Raw genomic sequence first — 16,178 nt, 5'->3', positions numbered from 1 at the left:
TTACAAGCTAAATTTTAGCTCACTGCCCAATTAAAGCAGTTCAATGGCAATGGCTGTGGCTTCACCGCCGCCAATACATAATGCTGCAATCCCTTTCTTGCCACCAGTACGTTTTAAAGCGTGAATCAGCGTTAAAATAATACGTGAACCGGTTGAACCGACAGGATGACCCAGCGCACATGCACCACCGTTAATATTCACTTTTTCGGCATCCAGTTTAAAGTCATCAATTGGACACATGGTCACCATGGCAAACGCTTCATTGATTTCCCACAGATCAACATCAGCAGCATTCCAACCGGTTTGTTTTAGCACTTTTTCAATGGCGCCCACAGGTGCAATGGTAAATTCTGAAGGATGTTGTGAGTTAGATGCGTAAGCCATAATTTTAGCCAGAGGTTTTAAGCCTTTGGCTGCTGCATGCTCACTTGAGGTTAACACCAGTGCAGAGGCACCATCTGAAATCGAGCTGGCATTGGCGGCTGTAATGGTACCATCTTTGGCAAAAGCAGGACGTAAAGTGGGGATTTTAGCAATATTGGCATTGAAGGGTTGTTCGTCTTTATCGACCACAACATCGCCTTGACGAGTTGAAATGGTGACGGGCACAATCTCATCGGCAAAGTAACCTTCATTAACCGCAGTTTGCGCACGTTTTAATGAACGAATTGCAAAGTCATCCATTTGTTCACGCGTATAACCACGGCTGTTGGCCATATCTTGGGCAAAAGAACCCATCAGGCGACCGGTTTCGGCGTCCTCTAAACCATCTAAAAACATATGATCTTTCACATCGCCATGTCCCATCCGATAACCGGCACGGGCTTTGGTGAGGATGTATGGTGCATTACTCATCGACTCCATACCACCGGCTACGACAATGTGAGCAGAACCGGCTTTAATCATATCTGCAGCTTGCATGACAGCTTTCATCCCTGAGCCGCAGAGCTTATTAATGGTCACTGCACCGGTTGAATCTGGCAGACCGGCTTGACGCATGGCTTGACGCGCAGGACCTTGTTTTAAACCCGCAGGCAAAACACAGCCCATAATGACTTCTTCAACATCGCTTGCTTGTAAATTTGCACGTGCAATGGCCTGTTTGATGGCAGCTGCACCCAGCTCTGGTGCAGTTGCAGCAGATAGACTGCCTTGGAAGCCGCCCATTGCGGTACGTGCACCATTGACAATTACGATGTCAGTCATTGTGTTCTCTCCAGTCATGGATTTTGAGTAAATTATTTTAGATGCTCAACAGTATATTGAAAAATACACAGGAATAAAGCCTGATAGCTCTGCACTTTTAGACTGATAAGTTTTTAGCAAGCGGGTGGTTGCTCAATGCGAGTATTGCCCATAGTACTGAGCAAAATTTTATAATGCGGTTGATTGGAGGTCGAGCAGTAATAAAAACTGCCATTAGAGCCAATCGGCAGACCATTGGTCGATTGAAACGTTAGGCTGGGAATTCTAAGAGCACCTTTCCAATTTAAAAGGCCATACTTTAAATTGGTGGATTGTGTTGAAATAATGCGCTCATCTGCATCCACTTGCCGATTTTTATTACGATCAATAAAAATAATAAAAGCGGAGTGCCACTGGTCTGCCTGACAGCTGGTTCGGTTTTGAGAGGGGCAAATCACCACGTTATTGTGCTGAATGGCCGCATGCGATTTTGCCAATTGAATACTTGAGATAATTTGATGCGAACTATTTTTGATTTCTTGTCGCGCCATACTGTCATAAAAATAGGGCAGACTTATGCTGACTAAAATAGCCAAAATAGCGCAGCTGACAATCAGTTCGAACAGCGTAAAGCCGTTTTTGATATGAAAAAGCATTGAATTAATCCAGTTGAATATTTTCTTTTAATTGGTTATGTTGTTAGTGTTTTGTTTCTAATCGTTTTTTTTGTAAGTAATATATATTACTTAAGTTTTGCGAAAGCTGTTAAAATAATTCGCAACTGACAATAAGCTATTCAGAACAATAAATTGAGTAAAAAGTTACCGAATTACAACGGAAATTGTAAGTAATTTTGTCAATAATTTACTTGATTAAAATTATCAAGCACTTGGAAAAGAAATAAAGTGTTTGTATGATTCAGTGTGAATAGCTTAATCATAAAACTGGGGTATTAAAAAGCCTATCTCAGGATGGCCGAATTTTAGGCTTGAGCTTGAACAATAATGTTATCTCTGGAGGATAAATCCATGAAAATGAGTCGTATTGCATTGGCAATGCTTGTAGCTGCCCCTTTAGCGGCTGCAAACGCAGGCGTAACTGTTACTCCATTAATGCTTGGTTATACTTTCCAAGACACTCAGCACAACAATAATGGTAGTGATGGCGAATTAACTAATGGTCCTGAGCTACAGGACGATTTATTCGTTGGCGCTGCACTGGGTGTTGAATTAACTCCTTGGTTGGGTTTTGAAGCTGAATATAACCAAGTTAAAGGTGATGTAAACGGTTTAGCTGCAGATGCCGAATACAAACAAACTCAAATCAATGGTAACTTCTATGCTACTTCTGATTTGATCACTAAAAACTATGACAGCAAAATCAAACCTTATGTTTTATTAGGTGCTGGTCACTATAAATATGACATCGACGGTATTGCTGAAGAGAAAGAAGGTACTTTGGGTAACGCAGGTCTAGGTGCTTTTTGGCGCTTAAACGATGCTTTATCTTTACGTACTGAAGCTCGTGGTACTTATAACTTTGACGATAAATTCTGGAACTACACAGCTTTGGCTGGTCTTAACGTAGTTCTTGGCGGTCACTTGAAACCAGCTGCTGCTGTTGTTGAAGTTATGCCAGTTGAACCTGTTGCTCCAGTTCAACCAGCTCCACAAGAGTTGACTGAAGATCTCAACATGGAACTTCGTGTGTTCTTTGATACCAACAAATCAAACATCAAAGATCAATACAAGCCAGAAATCGCTAAAGTTGCTGAGAAGTTAGTTGAATATCCAAACGCTACTGCTCGCATCGAAGGTCATACAGATAACACAGGTCCACGTGCGTTAAACGAACGTTTGTCTTTGGCTCGTGCTAACTCTGTTAAATCTTCACTTGTAAATGAATACAATGTAGATCCAGCTCGTTTGGCTACTCAAGGTTTTGCTTGGGACCAACCAATTGCTGACAACAACACTAAAGAAGGCCGTGCTATGAACCGTCGTGTATTCGCGACTATTTCTGGTAGCCGTACAGTTGTTGCAGAACAAGCTCAATAATTTATTATTGAACTAATGCAAAAGAAGAAGCAGCCGTCAGGCTGCTTTTTTTATCTCGATACAATATGTTTTACATATCTATTAATCGTTTATAAAATAAGGCTGGACAATAAAAAATAAAAGCAGCAAGAACATGAAATAGCTCGGACGCCTATTCATGGTAAATATTCTCTACACTTTAATTAATTCGCTGAGTGTACACTTTGGCTATCTTTCTTTTAAGATATGAAAAATACGGTAATCTTTAAAGTTCTATTTGAGGTGGTGTTTTTTAGCTTGCTGCTCATATAGCGCCTGATCATGCTATAAAATTTATGACTCTTATCTTTAAGTGGTGATTTTTTAGTGTATGGAAATACAAATTTCATCGCACTGTATGAGAGGTGTGATTTTATTACCTACGCCAATTTTTTATCTTGAGCCATAAAAAAACAGCCCGAAAGCTGTTTTTTTATGAAACTGAATAATCAATCCCGTTCGACGTTGACCGGTTGTACATCCATCTCTGCATAAGGAATCAGTTTGGATTTATGTTTCCATTTATAACCCAACCAAATTACCAAGAACAAGGGAATGCTGATATAGGTTGAGAGTAAGCCTAACCAATCAATTCGACCGCCAATCAGCGCTTCATAATTCTGTCCTAAAATAATCACCGAACATAAAATAAAGGCAAACCATGGGGCGAAGGGGAAGAATTTTGCCGTATACGCCAAGTCTTTTAATTTATAGCCTTGCGCTAAATAACCTTTACGGAAGCGATAGTGTGAAATGGCAATGCCGAGCCACACAATAAAACCGCACATACCCGACATATTCAGTAGCCAGTTAAACACTTGCTGTTCACCAATAAAAGTGGTTAAAAAGCAGAGTGCAGCAACAGCAGTGGTGGCATACAGTGCGTTCATCGGTACACCGCGTGGATCAAGTTTGGCAAACCATTTTGGTGCCCGTCCTTCACGCGCCATATCAAACAGCATTCGGGTGGATGAATACATCCCTGAGTTACCGGCAGATAAAATAGCCGTTAAGATCACCGCGTTCATTAAACTGGCCGCAAAAGCAAAACCGGCTTTTTCATACAGCAAGGTAAAAGGCGAAAGGGTGATATTGTCACTTGCCGCAGCTTGTAGTAGGCGCGGATCATCATAGGCCACCAAGGTGCCAATAATGAAGATACAAACAATATAGAACAGTAAGATTCGCCAGAAAATTTGCTTAATTGCAACCGGAATAGTTTTCTTGGGATTTTTTGATTCACCTGCAGCAACGCCCACCATCTCGGTGCCTTGAAAAGAGAATCCGGCAATCATCGCCACACCAATCATGGCCTGTAAACCACCAACAAAAGGTGCATCACCTTTGGTCCAGTTAGAAAAAGTCACCATATTCGGTGTCAGCATGATTTTCCCAATCATGGCGATACCAATAATAATAAAGATAATAATGGCAATGACTTTTACCAGCGAAAATAGGAATTCAGTTTCCCCGAAGCCTTTGACCGTCAGTGAGTTAATCGCAAAGATAATGCCAAGGAAGAGGGCGCTCCAGTAGAATCCCGGAATATCGGGAAACCAGAATTTCATAATGAACTGTACCGCAACCAACTCAAAGGCCACGGTAATGGCCCAGTTGTACCAATAGTTCCAGCCTAAAGCAAAGCCAAAACCACTTTCTACATATTTGGTACCATAGGTGAAAAATGCACCAGAAGTAGGGTTGTGTGTAGCCAATTCGCCTAAGCTGGTCATTAAGAAATAAATCATTAAGCCAATTAACGCATAGGCCAATAATGCACCGCCTGGACCTGCATTGGCAATGGTTGCACCGGATGCCAAAAATAAACCTGTCCCAATCGAGCCACCAATGGCAATCATATTTAGATGGCGTGCACCCAGCTTACGCTGGAGATGCATTGGTTGATTTGCTTCGCTCATCATTGTTCCTTAAGTTTTTTTTGCGTCTTGGCAAACAGTACCTTAAAGCCTTGTTGATCTGCTTTAACGCTACATTGACCAAAATTCTGCTCAATTAATAATGGATAATTTAAAAAGCGATTTGAAACCATCCACAATTCACCACCCGATTTTAAATGACGGCGTGAGGTTTTACATAAATTTTCACTGGCGTTGTAATTGGTGTGAATCCCTTGATGAAAAGGTGGATTACTGACAATGGCATGTAAGAACAGTGGTGCATCTTCAATACCCGTAACCGCAGAAATTTCCAGTTGCTCAGGGGAGAGATTATTTTTTTCAAAAGTCAGATGGGTAGAAGCCAAAGCAAAGGCATCGACATCCATCGCGAAAATTCGGTTTTGCGGATTTAATTTGGCTAAATAGGCACTGATAACCCCTGCGCCACAGCCAAAGTCAGCAATTTTACCGGAGGTCACTTGTGATAAAAAAGGCAGCAATACCGCAGTACCTATATCTAAGCGATTTTGACTAAAGACACCCGGTAGGGCGCAAATGGTTAATTCACCTTCTGGCGTGGCAACGGTGTAGTGCTGTGCCCAATCGGCCAAAGGTTTGGCGTTTACATTGGCTGCAATGCTCATTTGCCACATTTGACAGTGACGCGCGCTATCTAATTTACAGGCTTTACCAAACGGCAATAGTTGTTTAGCTGCACGTTCTACCCCGGCTTTTTTCTCACCGACCAAGAAAACAGATGCACCTACGCTTAAGCGACTGACCACATTGTGCAGTAAGTAGTTGAGTAGTTCTTTGGACTTGGGGACAAAAATAATGGCTTGGTCAAAATCACCTTCAGGTAGATCGACTCCAAAATGTACATTGGCTTGCTGCGTTTGAAAATATTGCAGCTCATTATAATCCCATGTCCATAATGATGGCGTGATGTTGGCGGCTAAATTGGCGACTAAGTCATCTGTCGGTGCATTCACCAACAGTACGCGTCCAGATAAATATTCGTGCTGTCGAATGACAACTTCACTTCTCGGATCCATTTTTTATCTCGTCATTGAACAATTCTGCCCAGACAATGCTGGGCAGAATTGGTGCTGAAATGAAATTATTTCTTCGACTCTGGAAGAATAATATTTAATAACAATGCTGCAATACCACCTGTTGCCACACCTGAACTGAAAATATTACGGAATAATTCAGGGAGATGTTCAAGTATTTGCGGTACTTGCGCAACGCCTAAGCCCAAGCCTAGGGAAATTGCAATAATCAGTAAAGCGCGGCGGTCTAGTTGTACACCAGAAAGGATATTAATACCAGAGGCGGCCACTGCACCAAACATCACCATAACTGCACCGCCCAGCACCGCTTGAGGCACGGCTTGAATTACACCTGCCACAGCAGGAAATAAACCTAAAATCACCAGTAATGCTGCAATCCAAATGCCGACGTAACGACTTGCCACACCGGTCAATTGAATCACGCCATTGTTTTGGGCAAAGACGGAGCTGGGAAAAGTATTAAAAATACCCGCCAAGAACGAATTAGCACCATTGACCAATACACCACCTTTAATACGTTCCATCCATTGTGGTCCATCAACCGCTTGATTCGACAGTTTTGATGTGGCGGTAATATCACCAATGGCCTCAAGTGAGGTCACCAGATAAATAAAGGCCATTGGGATAAATAAACTCCAAGAGAAGCTCAGACCAAAATGCATCGGCGTTGGAATTTGAACAATTGGGGCATCTTTTAAGCCAGAAAAATCCAGATAACCCATAAAACCGGCCAAGGTATAGCCAATAATTAAGGCAATCAAAATCGCTGAGCTTTTAATCCACGTTACGCGTGCACGATTGAGCAGCACAATAATGGCCAAAACCGTACAGGACATGATCAGGTTATCGGTACTGGCAAAGGTTTTATCGCCCATGGCTTGATAACCACCGCCCATACTAATCAGGCCTTCCTTAATTAAGGTTAGACCAATCAGCAGCACCACAATGCCGGTGACCAATGGCGTAATCAGCTTTTTTACCCAAGGCAAAATACGCGATACGCCCATTTCAATAAATGAACCGGCAATCACCACCCCAAAAATAGAGGCCATTACCGCTTCAACTGGTGTACCGGCCGCGACCATCGCCGAGCCAATACCAATGATCGGGCCAATAAAGTTAAAACTGGTGCCTTGTACAATGAGTAAGCCGGCACCAAAAGGGCCAACCTTTTTACATTGCAGAAAAGTAGCAATACCGGAGATCACCAAAGACATGGATAAAATCATGTTGGTGTCTTGTTTTGACACGCCCAGCGCTAAACAAATCAGGAGGCCGGGTGTGACAATCGGCACAATAATGGCAAGCAAATGTTGCAAGGCAGCTAAAAAAGCGATGAATGGTTGAGGACGATCGTTTAATCCGTAGACTAAATCGAGGCGATCTTGATGCTCTGGAGAATTCTTTAAATCAGACATGTAAGACAGGTACAGCAGCAATTTGCGGTTATTCTAATCGAGTTACAGGACATTACAAACGAAAAAACCATGCAATTGTTAAAAAAACTTGTAACTGAGGATGAACAGTGACTACTAAAAGTTTCTAATTTTCTGTATAATTTGGCTTCAAATTTATAGCGTATCGAATTTACATGTCAGATATTAAAACACTCCGCAATATTGCCATTATTGCGCACGTTGACCATGGTAAAACCACTCTTGTAGATAAACTTTTGCAACAATCAGGTGCTCTCGGTGATCGTGCGGGCGAGATTGAGCGTGTCATGGATTCGAATGCGCTAGAGTCAGAGCGCGGTATTACTATCCTTGCAAAAAATACTGCAATTAAATGGTTAGATAAACGTACCGACACTGAATACCGCATTAACATCGTCGACACCCCGGGACATGCTGACTTCGGTGGTGAAGTTGAACGTGTAATGTCGATGGTTGACTGTGTATTACTTCTTGTAGACTCACAAGACGGTCCAATGCCACAAACTCGCTTTGTAACGTCTAAAGCGTTTGCACGCGGTTTAAAGCCAATCGTTGTATTGAACAAAGTTGACCGTCCGGGCGCACGTCCTGATTGGGTTATGGATCAAGTATTTGATTTGTTTGATAATCTTGGTGCAACTGACGAACAGTTAGATTTCCCAGTGGTTTATGCTTCAGGCTTAAACGGTATTGCGGGTCTTTCAGTTGATAACTTAGCGCCAGATATGACGCCATTGTTTGAAACGATTGTTGATATTGTTGAACCGCCAAAGGTTGACGTTGACGGTCCTTTCCAAATGCAAATTTCATCACTTGATTATAATAATTTCGTCGGTGTTATTGGTATTGGTCGTATTCAACGTGGTTCAGTTAAAACCAATACGCCAGTAACTGTTATCGATAAAGATGGCAAAACACGTAATGGCCGTATCTTAAAAATCATGGGTTACCATGGTCTTGAACGTGTAGATATTGAAGATGCTTCTGCAGGTGACATCATCTGTATTACAGGTCTTGATGCACTGAACATTTCAGACACCATTTGTGATCCGAAAAATGTTGAAGCAATGGAACCTTTATCTGTAGATGAGCCAACAGTGTCGATGACTTTCCAAGTCAACAACTCGCCATTTGCTGGTCGCGAAGGTAAATTTGTAACTTCACGTAACATTCGTGAACGTTTAGATCGTGAATTAATTCATAACGTGGCTTTACGCGTTGAAGACACTGAATCTCCTGATCGTTTCAAAGTATCTGGTCGTGGTGAGCTTCATTTGTCTGTTCTGATTGAGAACATGCGCCGTGAAGGCTTCGAGATGGGTGTATCTCGTCCTGAAGTAATCATGAAAGAAATTGATGGCGAAAAACAAGAGCCATATGAAATTGTAAACTTTGACGTTGAAGAACAACATCAAGGTTCAATCATGGAACAAATGGGTTTCCGTAAAGGCGAGATGACCAATATGGAATTAGACGGCAAAGGCCGCATCCGTATTGAAGCAACTGTTCCTTCACGTGGTCTAATCGGTTTCCGTTCTGAATTCTTAACCATTACCTCTGGTACTGGTATTATGACTTCAAGCTTCTCGCATTATGGTCCTGCTAAAGCCGGTACTGTTGCGAAACGTCAAAACGGTGTATTGGTTTCAATGGTTAACGGTACTTGCTTAGCGTTTGCATTGTTCACTTTACAAGACCGTGGTCGTCTATTTGCTGAACCACAGTTAGAAGTGTATGAAGGTATGATTGTGGGTATGAACTCACGTTCTGACGACATGACTGTGAACCCAACAAAAGCGAAACAGTTAACCAACATGCGTGCATCTGGTACGGATGAAGCTTTAACTTTAACGCCAGCCATTAAATTTACCCTTGAACAAGCGCTTGAGTTTGTTGAAGATGATGAATTGGTTGAAGTTACCCCTAAATCGATTCGTATTCGTAAACGTTGGTTGACTGAAACTGATCGTAAACGTAACCGTGGTAAATAATTTAAAAAATTATTAATCCCGACGATATTGATTCAAAAAGTGCCATCAATTAATTGATGGCACTTTTTTTTGTTGAAGATTGGCAGCTCGATATATTCAAATACAATAATTATCAGTAAAGTAGGCATAAGTTTGCACCAGTTCTCATTTTGGCGTTCAAGATGAGTGGTGATTTAAATCTGACTTAAATAAAAAAATATTGAACCTCAAACTGGAGAAACAGATGAGTATTGCGCAAGAATTTAGAGAATTTGCCATTAAAGGCAATATGATGGATTTGGCCATTGGTGTCATCATTGGTGGTGCTTTTAGTAAAATCATTGATTCATTGGTTAAAGATATTATTATGCCGTTAATTTCGGTGATTACCGGTGGTGGCGTCGATTTTACCCAGAAATTTTTTATCTTAGGACGTAATCCTGAAAACTTACAATCTTTAGATGCTTTACAAAAAGCAGGCGTGAATGTTTTAACCTACGGTAACTTTTTAACAGTGTTCTTAAATTTCCTGATTCTGGCATGGGTGGTTTTTCTGCTGGTTAAATTTATGAATCGTTTACGTAAAAAAGAAGAGCCTGTGGTAGAGCCTTTAGCCACACCCGCAGATATTGAGTTGCTGCGTGAAATTCGTGATGAATTGAAAAATCGTCCACGGATTTAACGTTTAAAAATCAAAAAATGGCGCTGTGTGCGCCGTTTTTTATGAATGAAATTTCTGATCAAACACGATAAAAACCAGCAGAAGTTTTTTAATCCATACGGAATTTAATTTCCAGTAAATGCCAACCAAATTGACTTTTAATCGGGCCGTGCAATTCACGTTCTGCCAAGGTAAATACGGCTTTATCAATCGGGCCGACCAATTGACCTTTTTTAATATCCCCTAATTCACCCCCTTTTTTACCTGAAGGGCAGGTGGAATGCTGTTTGGCCAGTTTGGCAAAATCTGCCCCAGCTTTAATTTTCTTTTTCAGCTGTTCAGCCAACTCTTTATCTTTCACTAAAATATGACGCACAATGGCCGATTTCATGCTTTGTTCTCTGTAGAGGGAGTCTTGCTGGCTATTTTAACGTTTTTTAATGGCTGACACTGCGGACAAAACACACTGGCACGTTGTCCAAGCTTTAAATTTTCTAACGTGGTTTCACAGTTCACACACATTTCACCCGCGCGGCCATAAGCCAATAAGGTTTGTTGGAAATAACCATTTTCACCGGCGGCATTGGTGTAGTCGCGTAAGGTCGAGCCGCCCAAGTCAATGGCTTGTTTTAAGATCCGTTTGACTTCGAGCACCAGTTTTTCAATGTGCTTAAAACTGAGACTCGATGCCGGCTGCGCAGGATGAATGCCTAAATTGAATAAGCTTTCGGTGGCATAGATATTGCCGACCCCAACCACCATGTGATTGTCCATCAGCGCGACTTTGACCGCGACATTTTTCTTTTTAAATTTATCGAATAAATAGTTGGCATTAAAGAGCTCTGTCAGCGGTTCGGGGCCAAGCGTATCAATCAGTTTGCTTTGGCTGTGTGGGTCTAACCACAAAATACAGCCAAAACGACGCGGATCGTGATAACGCAGTTGCACATCCTCAAACTGAATGATCAAATGATCATGTTTACGCAGTTCGGTGTTGCTGTCACAGAGTCTAAAACTGCCCGACATTCCCAAATGCCACAACATACTGTCCTGCTCAAACTGCGCCACAATATATTTAGAGCGCCGAGTTAATTGAATCAGTTTTTGCCCAATCAGTTTTTGGATATCGGCAGGAATAGGCCAACGTAAACTGGCTTGATGCACCTGCACCGAAAGTACTTTTTGTTCAATGAGCGGCAGCAAACTATTTTTGGTGGTTTCAACTTCAGGTAATTCAGGCATAGGGCGGGGTAATCTCCAAAGATAAAACCAATATTGGGTTATCACGCGCTGAATGCAAGTTTTATTGCGCAGAATCAAAAATCAACAGGCTATAGATGCAGAGATATCATTAAATCTAAATGATTTTGAGCCGTCGAAGATAGCGGCATAAATAAAAGTTTGTGCGCGGTGATTAAAATGGATGGTGCTTTAAAAGTGAACCGCTATTTAATTGATTTGTTGTATAAATGCTGCAGAGCCGATAGATGAGCGGTCATGGCCTAGACGATGTCTAAACAGTTGGTTTAAGCTGCCAAGTGGGATTTAACAATGACCTAGAGAGTAGTCTATGCAAGGTAAATATTACAACAAAAATGTCAATCTGACCTTACTGTGCTTAACGACATGCATTTGCCAAAATCTATATGCAGCAACTGAATTACAAAAACAAGCCGTTTTATTGCCCACTTTAAAAGTTGAAGCCACACGTACGGATACTGATTGGTTGCAAACGCCAGCTTCGGCCTATCGGGTTGAACAAAACAACAACGACAATAATTTAGGTGTTAATCTTTCGGAAACCTTAAAAGGCGTGCCGGGATTACAACTGAATAATCGTGAAAATTACGCACAAGATTTACAAATTTCGATGCGTGGTTTTGGTGCGCGCTCGACCTTTGGCGTGCGCGGTATTCGTTTATATGTGGATGGTATTCCGGCGACCATGCCAGATGGTCAGGGTCAAACCTCCAATATTGATCTAAGCAGCTTGGACCATATTGAAGTCTTGGGTGGGCCATTTTCCTCGCTGTATGGTAACTCTTCAGGCGGCACGATTTTAACCACCACCAAACAAGGTGAGGGGCGGGATTCTGTCGAGTTGGGCTATGCTGGCGGTAGTCATCACAAAGGCCGTGCGGATATGATTCTGCAAGGCGGTGCATCAAGCGCGAATGAACCCAGTTATGTGGTCAGTTCATCTTATTTTGATACCGGTGGCTATCGTGAACACAGCGCCGCACAAAAAGTGTTGAGTAATGCCAAACTGACTTGGGATTTAGATGACGGCGCTAAAGTGAATTGGATTGTCAATCACGTGGATATTAATGCCGATGATCCGCAAGGTTTGAATCGTCAGCAGTGGAAAGACAATCCAAAACAAGTCAATGATGCAAAAAATATTTATGATGTACGTAAAGAAATTAGTCAGACCCAAACCGGACTAACGTGGTTAAAACCGATTAATGATCAGCATGAATTGTACAGCATGGTGTATGCCGGACATCGTGAAGTGACTCAATATCAATCGATTCCCAAAACGACTCAAGCTAATCCTCGACAGGCCGGTGGCGTGATTGATTTTAGTCGTAATTTCTACGGAACGGATCTGCGCTGGACAGGTAAAGATTTACTCCCGAATACCCGATTCACAGCGGGTTTAGCGCTCGATTTTATGGATGAAGACCGTCAAGGCTATGAAAATTTTGATAGCGATGGCAAGTATGGCGTAAAAGGAAATTTGCGCCGTGATGAGAATAATACCCTATGGAATTTAGACCCTTATCTACAAGCTGCTTGGCAATTTTTACCGACGTGGCGACTAGACAGTGGCCTACGCTATAGTAATGTGCATTATAAATCCAAAGATCATTACATTCGATTCAATATTGACCCTAGTAAAAATAATGGCGATGACAGTGGTGAAAAAGCGTATCAAAAACTGTTACCTTCTGCTGCATTGACGTGGCAGATTCGCCCGCAACTCAGCAGCTATTTCAGTTATGCCAAAGGTTTTGAAACCCCAACCTTTACCGAAATGGCTTATCCGGTCACAGGTGAATCAGGGATTAACTTCGATTTAAAACCTGCAAGCAGCGATAACTATGAATTGGGCATCAAGTCTGAAAATGACTTTGGCAATTTCACTGCGGCTCTTTTCCAAAGCCAAACGCAGAATGATATCGTTTCAGCAGGAACAGAGGGTGGGCGTAGTACTTTCCGAAATGCGGATAAAACGTTGCGTAAAGGTGTAGAGCTGTCTTGGCATAAAAACGTATGGCGTGATTTAACGGCGCAAGCCAGTTATAGCTATTTGGATGCAACCTTTGATGCCTTTGTACCTGAAATTGTGAATTTAGTTGATCCAAGTAAGCCAAAAGCCAATGCGATAGCTAAGGGTAATTATATTCCCGGTGTCGCTAAAAATCAGGCCTATGTGGCTTTGGGTTGGCAACCAGAAACAGGCTTGAATGCCGGAGTCGATGTGCGCTATATGGATAAAATCTATGTGGATGATCTCAATTCCGATACAGCACCTAACTACAGTGTGACCTCAGCAAATGTGGGGTATGTGTGGAAAAACAATGACTGGAAATTACGTGGTTATGCACGTGTAGATAACCTGTTTGATAAAAACTATGTCGGCTCAGTGATTGTCAATGATGGCAATTCACGATTCTTTGAACCGGCCGATGGTCGAAATTGGAGCGCAGGTTTAAGCGTCACTAAAGCATTTTAAGGAGAATCAGCGTGTCTTTATTATTTGAACCCATTCAGTTTGGAACGTTAAAGCTAAACAATAAAATTGTGATTGCACCGATGTGTCAGTACTCCGCCACAGACAGCGGTGAAGTGACGTATTGGCACGAGCAGCAATGGGCCAATTATGCCTTGTCTGGTGCAGGGCTGTGTATTGTTGAAGCCACGGCTGTGCAGCCAGAAGGGCGTATCAGTTATGCCGATTTAGGCCTGTGGAATGATTTACAGCGCGCACAAATCAAAGCGTTATTGGTGAAAGTAAAATCTTTATCGCCGATGCCTTTTGCCATTCAGTTGGCGCATGCGGGTCGCAAAGCCTCAACCGATAAACCGTGGGGCGGTAAAGCTCAGTTTAAACCCGAAGATGCACACGGTTGGCAAACTGTTTCGGCCAGCGACATTCCATTTCAAGCCCATGAACATGCCCCACATGCCTTAAGCCATGACGAAATTCAAAAAGTTATTGCTGACTTTGCCGCTGCTGCTGTACGCGCCGTGGATGCCGGTTTTGATTTGATTGAACTGCATGCTGCACATGGTTATCTGTTGCATCAATTCATGTCGCCTTTGTCCAATCAACGACAGGATGAATATGGTGGCAGTTTTGAGAACCGTATTCGTTTAACCCTAGAAGTGCTGCAAGCCATAAAAAATGCGGTTCCTGCACATTATCCAGTCGGCATTCGTATTTCGGCAACCGATTGGATGGAGGGGCAAGACAGCTGGGATGTTGAATCGGCCGTGGGACTGTCTAAAGCGCTAGAACAACTGGGGGCAGTGTATATTCATGTCTCAAGCGGTGGTTTGCATGTCAAGCAAGACATTGCCATTGGGGCTAACTATCAAGTGCCTTTTGCCCATGCCGTGAAGCAGGTGGTACATATTCCAGTGATTGCTGTGGGCATGATTACCGAAGCGACACAGGCGGAGAGCATTTTACAAAATGGCGATGCCGATGCCATTGGCTTGGCGCGCGCCATGCTCTATGACCCACGCTGGCCGTGGCATGCTGCGGCAAAATTAGGGGCAAAAATTGCGATTGCACCGCAGTATTTACGCTGTCAGCCGCATGAAGTGAAATCTTTATTTCAGCCTTTTGCGACGCAAATTGCAGACTAAGTAATTTAATCGCTACAGACGATGACGGCCTATTCAAATCTAAGGAGCAGTGGTGGTTTTAACAGTGATTTTACCCATCTGCTTGCTGCTGCTGTTGGGTTTTGTTTGTGTAAAATTTAAATTTATTTTACCCGAGCATATTCAAGGCCTAAGCCAGTTTGTCTTTAAAATTTCGTTACCGGCATTTTTATTCTTGGCTTTGGCCAGTCGACGTTTTGATGAAATTTGGAACAGCAGTTATTTTATCGGTTATGCCGGTGGTTCACTGCTGGTTTTTGCCGTGGCTTTTGCGTTGTATCATCAATACTTTCGTTGCCGTTTAAGTGAATCAGCCGTGCTGTCGATGGGCGCGTCGATGTCGAATACCGGTTTTATCGGTACGGCCATCCTGACGCTACTCATTGGGCAACAAGCGGCAGTTTATTTGTCTTTAACCCTAATCATTGAAAATTTATTGATTGTGGCATTAACTTTAATTCTGGCCGAAGCGGGGATTCATCAACATCAAAGCACTGCTGCCGTGGTTCAGCAAACACTGAAAAATGTCGCTAAAAACCCCATTATTTTGTCTATTGTATTTGGCATGTTGTGTGTGCTGTTTAAGCTGCAACTGCCATTATCCCTGATACAGGTATTAGCTATGTTGGGTAAAACGGCATCACCGGTGGCTTTATTTGTGATTGGCGGCAGCTTGGTAGGAATGAGCTTAAAAGCCATCGACCTACAAAGCATAATTTTGGTACTGCTGAAACTGGTGCTAATGCCGCTCACAATTTTTATTCTCTTAAGTGTTTTACCCAATGTAACGCAAGAGATGCGTTATGCTGGTACGCTGTTGGCCGCTTTACCAATGCCGATTATCTTTGGTATTTTTGGGCAGAATTACGGCTTAAGCGATAAAGCTTTAAGTGCATTAATGCTTAGTACGCTGTTGGGCTTTATGTTGATTAGTGGCTTAATTACTGTGTGGTGGTAAATATTTTAATGTTAAAAAAAGCCGCA

13 protein-coding genes are annotated in these 16,178 nt (G+C 42.4%); 6 read left to right on the top strand and 7 right to left on the bottom strand.

What is annotated here, in order from left to right:
• Positions 1 to 30: 30 nt before the first annotated feature.
• Together SE27_RS11525 and SE27_RS11520 are read right to left on the bottom strand one after the other, a co-directional pair.
• A complete protein-coding gene (locus SE27_RS11525) occupies positions 31 to 1,206 on the bottom strand; it encodes a thiolase family protein (protein ID WP_039623555.1) in 1,176 nt (391 codons plus the stop codon).
• 113 nt (positions 1,207 to 1,319) lie between these two features.
• Positions 1,320 to 1,841 carry a GspH/FimT family pseudopilin gene (locus SE27_RS11520; protein WP_039623553.1) on the bottom strand — a complete coding sequence of 174 codons (522 nt, stop codon included), beginning with the start codon at positions 1,839 to 1,841 and terminating at the stop codon, positions 1,320 to 1,322.
• A gap of 372 nt (positions 1,842 to 2,213) precedes the next feature.
• Here SE27_RS11520 and omp38 point away from each other — a divergent pair, with 372 nt between their 5' ends.
• Complete coding sequence (gene omp38 / locus SE27_RS11515) at positions 2,214 to 3,242, top strand: outer membrane protein Omp38 (protein WP_039623551.1); 1,029 nt, start codon at positions 2,214 to 2,216, stop codon at positions 3,240 to 3,242.
• A 467-nt stretch (positions 3,243 to 3,709) separates the two neighbouring features.
• Here omp38 and SE27_RS11510 read toward each other — a convergent pair whose 3' ends face one another.
• The 3 genes from SE27_RS11510 to SE27_RS11500 form a co-directional block, all read right to left on the bottom strand.
• On the bottom strand, positions 3,710 to 5,179 hold the full coding sequence (locus tag SE27_RS11510) for an amino acid permease (RefSeq protein WP_039623549.1): 1,470 nt from the start codon (positions 5,177 to 5,179) through the stop codon (positions 3,710 to 3,712).
• On the bottom strand, positions 5,179 to 6,213 hold the full coding sequence (locus tag SE27_RS11505; protein WP_039623547.1) for a class I SAM-dependent methyltransferase: 1,035 nt from the start codon (positions 6,211 to 6,213) through the stop codon (positions 5,179 to 5,181). The genes SE27_RS11510 and SE27_RS11505 overlap by 1 nt, the downstream gene beginning before the upstream one ends.
• A 65-nt stretch (positions 6,214 to 6,278) precedes the next feature.
• Entirely contained in the window at positions 6,279 to 7,649 is a 1,371-nt protein-coding gene (locus tag SE27_RS11500) for a uracil-xanthine permease family protein (protein ID WP_039623546.1), read from the bottom strand.
• A 173-nt stretch (positions 7,650 to 7,822) separates the two neighbouring features.
• On the opposite strand from SE27_RS11500, the gene typA reads away from it, so the two are divergent.
• Together typA and mscL are read left to right on the top strand one after the other, a co-directional pair.
• Positions 7,823 to 9,658 carry a translational GTPase TypA gene (gene typA, locus SE27_RS11495; RefSeq protein ID WP_039623544.1) on the top strand — a complete coding sequence of 612 codons (1,836 nt, stop codon included), beginning with the start codon at positions 7,823 to 7,825 and terminating at the stop codon, positions 9,656 to 9,658.
• A gap of 223 nt (positions 9,659 to 9,881) precedes the next feature.
• Positions 9,882 to 10,319, top strand: coding sequence for a large conductance mechanosensitive channel protein MscL (gene mscL, locus SE27_RS11490; protein ID WP_039623542.1), 438 nt, complete (start codon positions 9,882 to 9,884; stop codon positions 10,317 to 10,319).
• Between the two features lie 88 nt (positions 10,320 to 10,407).
• Here mscL and SE27_RS11485 read toward each other — a convergent pair whose 3' ends face one another.
• Positions 10,408 to 10,689 carry a peptidylprolyl isomerase gene (locus SE27_RS11485; protein ID WP_039623540.1) on the bottom strand — a complete coding sequence of 94 codons (282 nt, stop codon included), beginning with the start codon at positions 10,687 to 10,689 and terminating at the stop codon, positions 10,408 to 10,410.
• Positions 10,686 to 11,540 carry a bifunctional DNA-formamidopyrimidine glycosylase/DNA-(apurinic or apyrimidinic site) lyase gene (gene mutM, locus SE27_RS11480; RefSeq protein ID WP_039623539.1) on the bottom strand — a complete coding sequence of 285 codons (855 nt, stop codon included), beginning with the start codon at positions 11,538 to 11,540 and terminating at the stop codon, positions 10,686 to 10,688. The genes SE27_RS11485 and mutM overlap by 4 nt, the downstream gene beginning before the upstream one ends.
• 328 nt (positions 11,541 to 11,868) lie before the next feature.
• Here mutM and SE27_RS11475 point away from each other — a divergent pair, with 328 nt between their 5' ends.
• Genes SE27_RS11475 through SE27_RS11465 form a run of 3 tightly spaced genes read left to right on the top strand, consistent with a single transcriptional unit; the run spans position 11,869 to position 16,152 of the window.
• A complete protein-coding gene (locus SE27_RS11475) occupies positions 11,869 to 14,037 on the top strand; it encodes a TonB-dependent receptor (RefSeq protein WP_039623538.1) in 2,169 nt (722 codons plus the stop codon).
• Between the two features lie 11 nt (positions 14,038 to 14,048).
• A complete protein-coding gene (locus tag SE27_RS11470) occupies positions 14,049 to 15,176 on the top strand; it encodes an NADH:flavin oxidoreductase/NADH oxidase (protein WP_039623536.1) in 1,128 nt (375 codons plus the stop codon).
• 52 nt (positions 15,177 to 15,228) lie between these two features.
• Positions 15,229 to 16,152, top strand: a complete 924-nt coding sequence (locus SE27_RS11465) for an AEC family transporter (protein WP_039623534.1) — start codon at positions 15,229 to 15,231, stop codon at positions 16,150 to 16,152.
• The last annotated feature ends 26 nt before the right edge of the window (positions 16,153 to 16,178 follow it).

Source organism: Acinetobacter harbinensis (assembly GCF_000816495.1).
In the GTDB taxonomy this organism is placed as follows: domain Bacteria; phylum Pseudomonadota; class Gammaproteobacteria; order Pseudomonadales; family Moraxellaceae; genus Acinetobacter; species Acinetobacter harbinensis.
Note: the sequence above shows the minus strand (reverse complement) of the source record. Positions and strands in the feature narration are given on the sequence as shown.

Coding starts and splice junctions, on each gene's coding strand:
- SE27_RS11500 (WP_039623546.1), bottom strand. CDS start 7,649: ATGTCTGATTTAAAGAATTCTCCAGAGCATCAAGATCGCCTCGATTTA.
- SE27_RS11475 (WP_039623538.1), top strand. CDS start 11,869: ATGCAAGGTAAATATTACAACAAAAATGTCAATCTGACCTTACTGTGC.
- mutM (WP_039623539.1), bottom strand. CDS start 11,540: ATGCCTGAATTACCTGAAGTTGAAACCACCAAAAATAGTTTGCTGCCG.
- SE27_RS11505 (WP_039623547.1), bottom strand. CDS start 6,213: ATGGATCCGAGAAGTGAAGTTGTCATTCGACAGCACGAATATTTATCT.
- omp38 (WP_039623551.1), top strand. CDS start 2,214: ATGAAAATGAGTCGTATTGCATTGGCAATGCTTGTAGCTGCCCCTTTA.
- SE27_RS11510 (WP_039623549.1), bottom strand. CDS start 5,179: ATGAGCGAAGCAAATCAACCAATGCATCTCCAGCGTAAGCTGGGTGCA.
- SE27_RS11485 (WP_039623540.1), bottom strand. CDS start 10,689: ATGAAATCGGCCATTGTGCGTCATATTTTAGTGAAAGATAAAGAGTTG.
- SE27_RS11525 (WP_039623555.1), bottom strand. CDS start 1,206: ATGACTGACATCGTAATTGTCAATGGTGCACGTACCGCAATGGGCGGC.
- mscL (WP_039623542.1), top strand. CDS start 9,882: ATGAGTATTGCGCAAGAATTTAGAGAATTTGCCATTAAAGGCAATATG.
- SE27_RS11520 (WP_039623553.1), bottom strand. CDS start 1,841: ATGCTTTTTCATATCAAAAACGGCTTTACGCTGTTCGAACTGATTGTC.
- typA (WP_039623544.1), top strand. CDS start 7,823: ATGTCAGATATTAAAACACTCCGCAATATTGCCATTATTGCGCACGTT.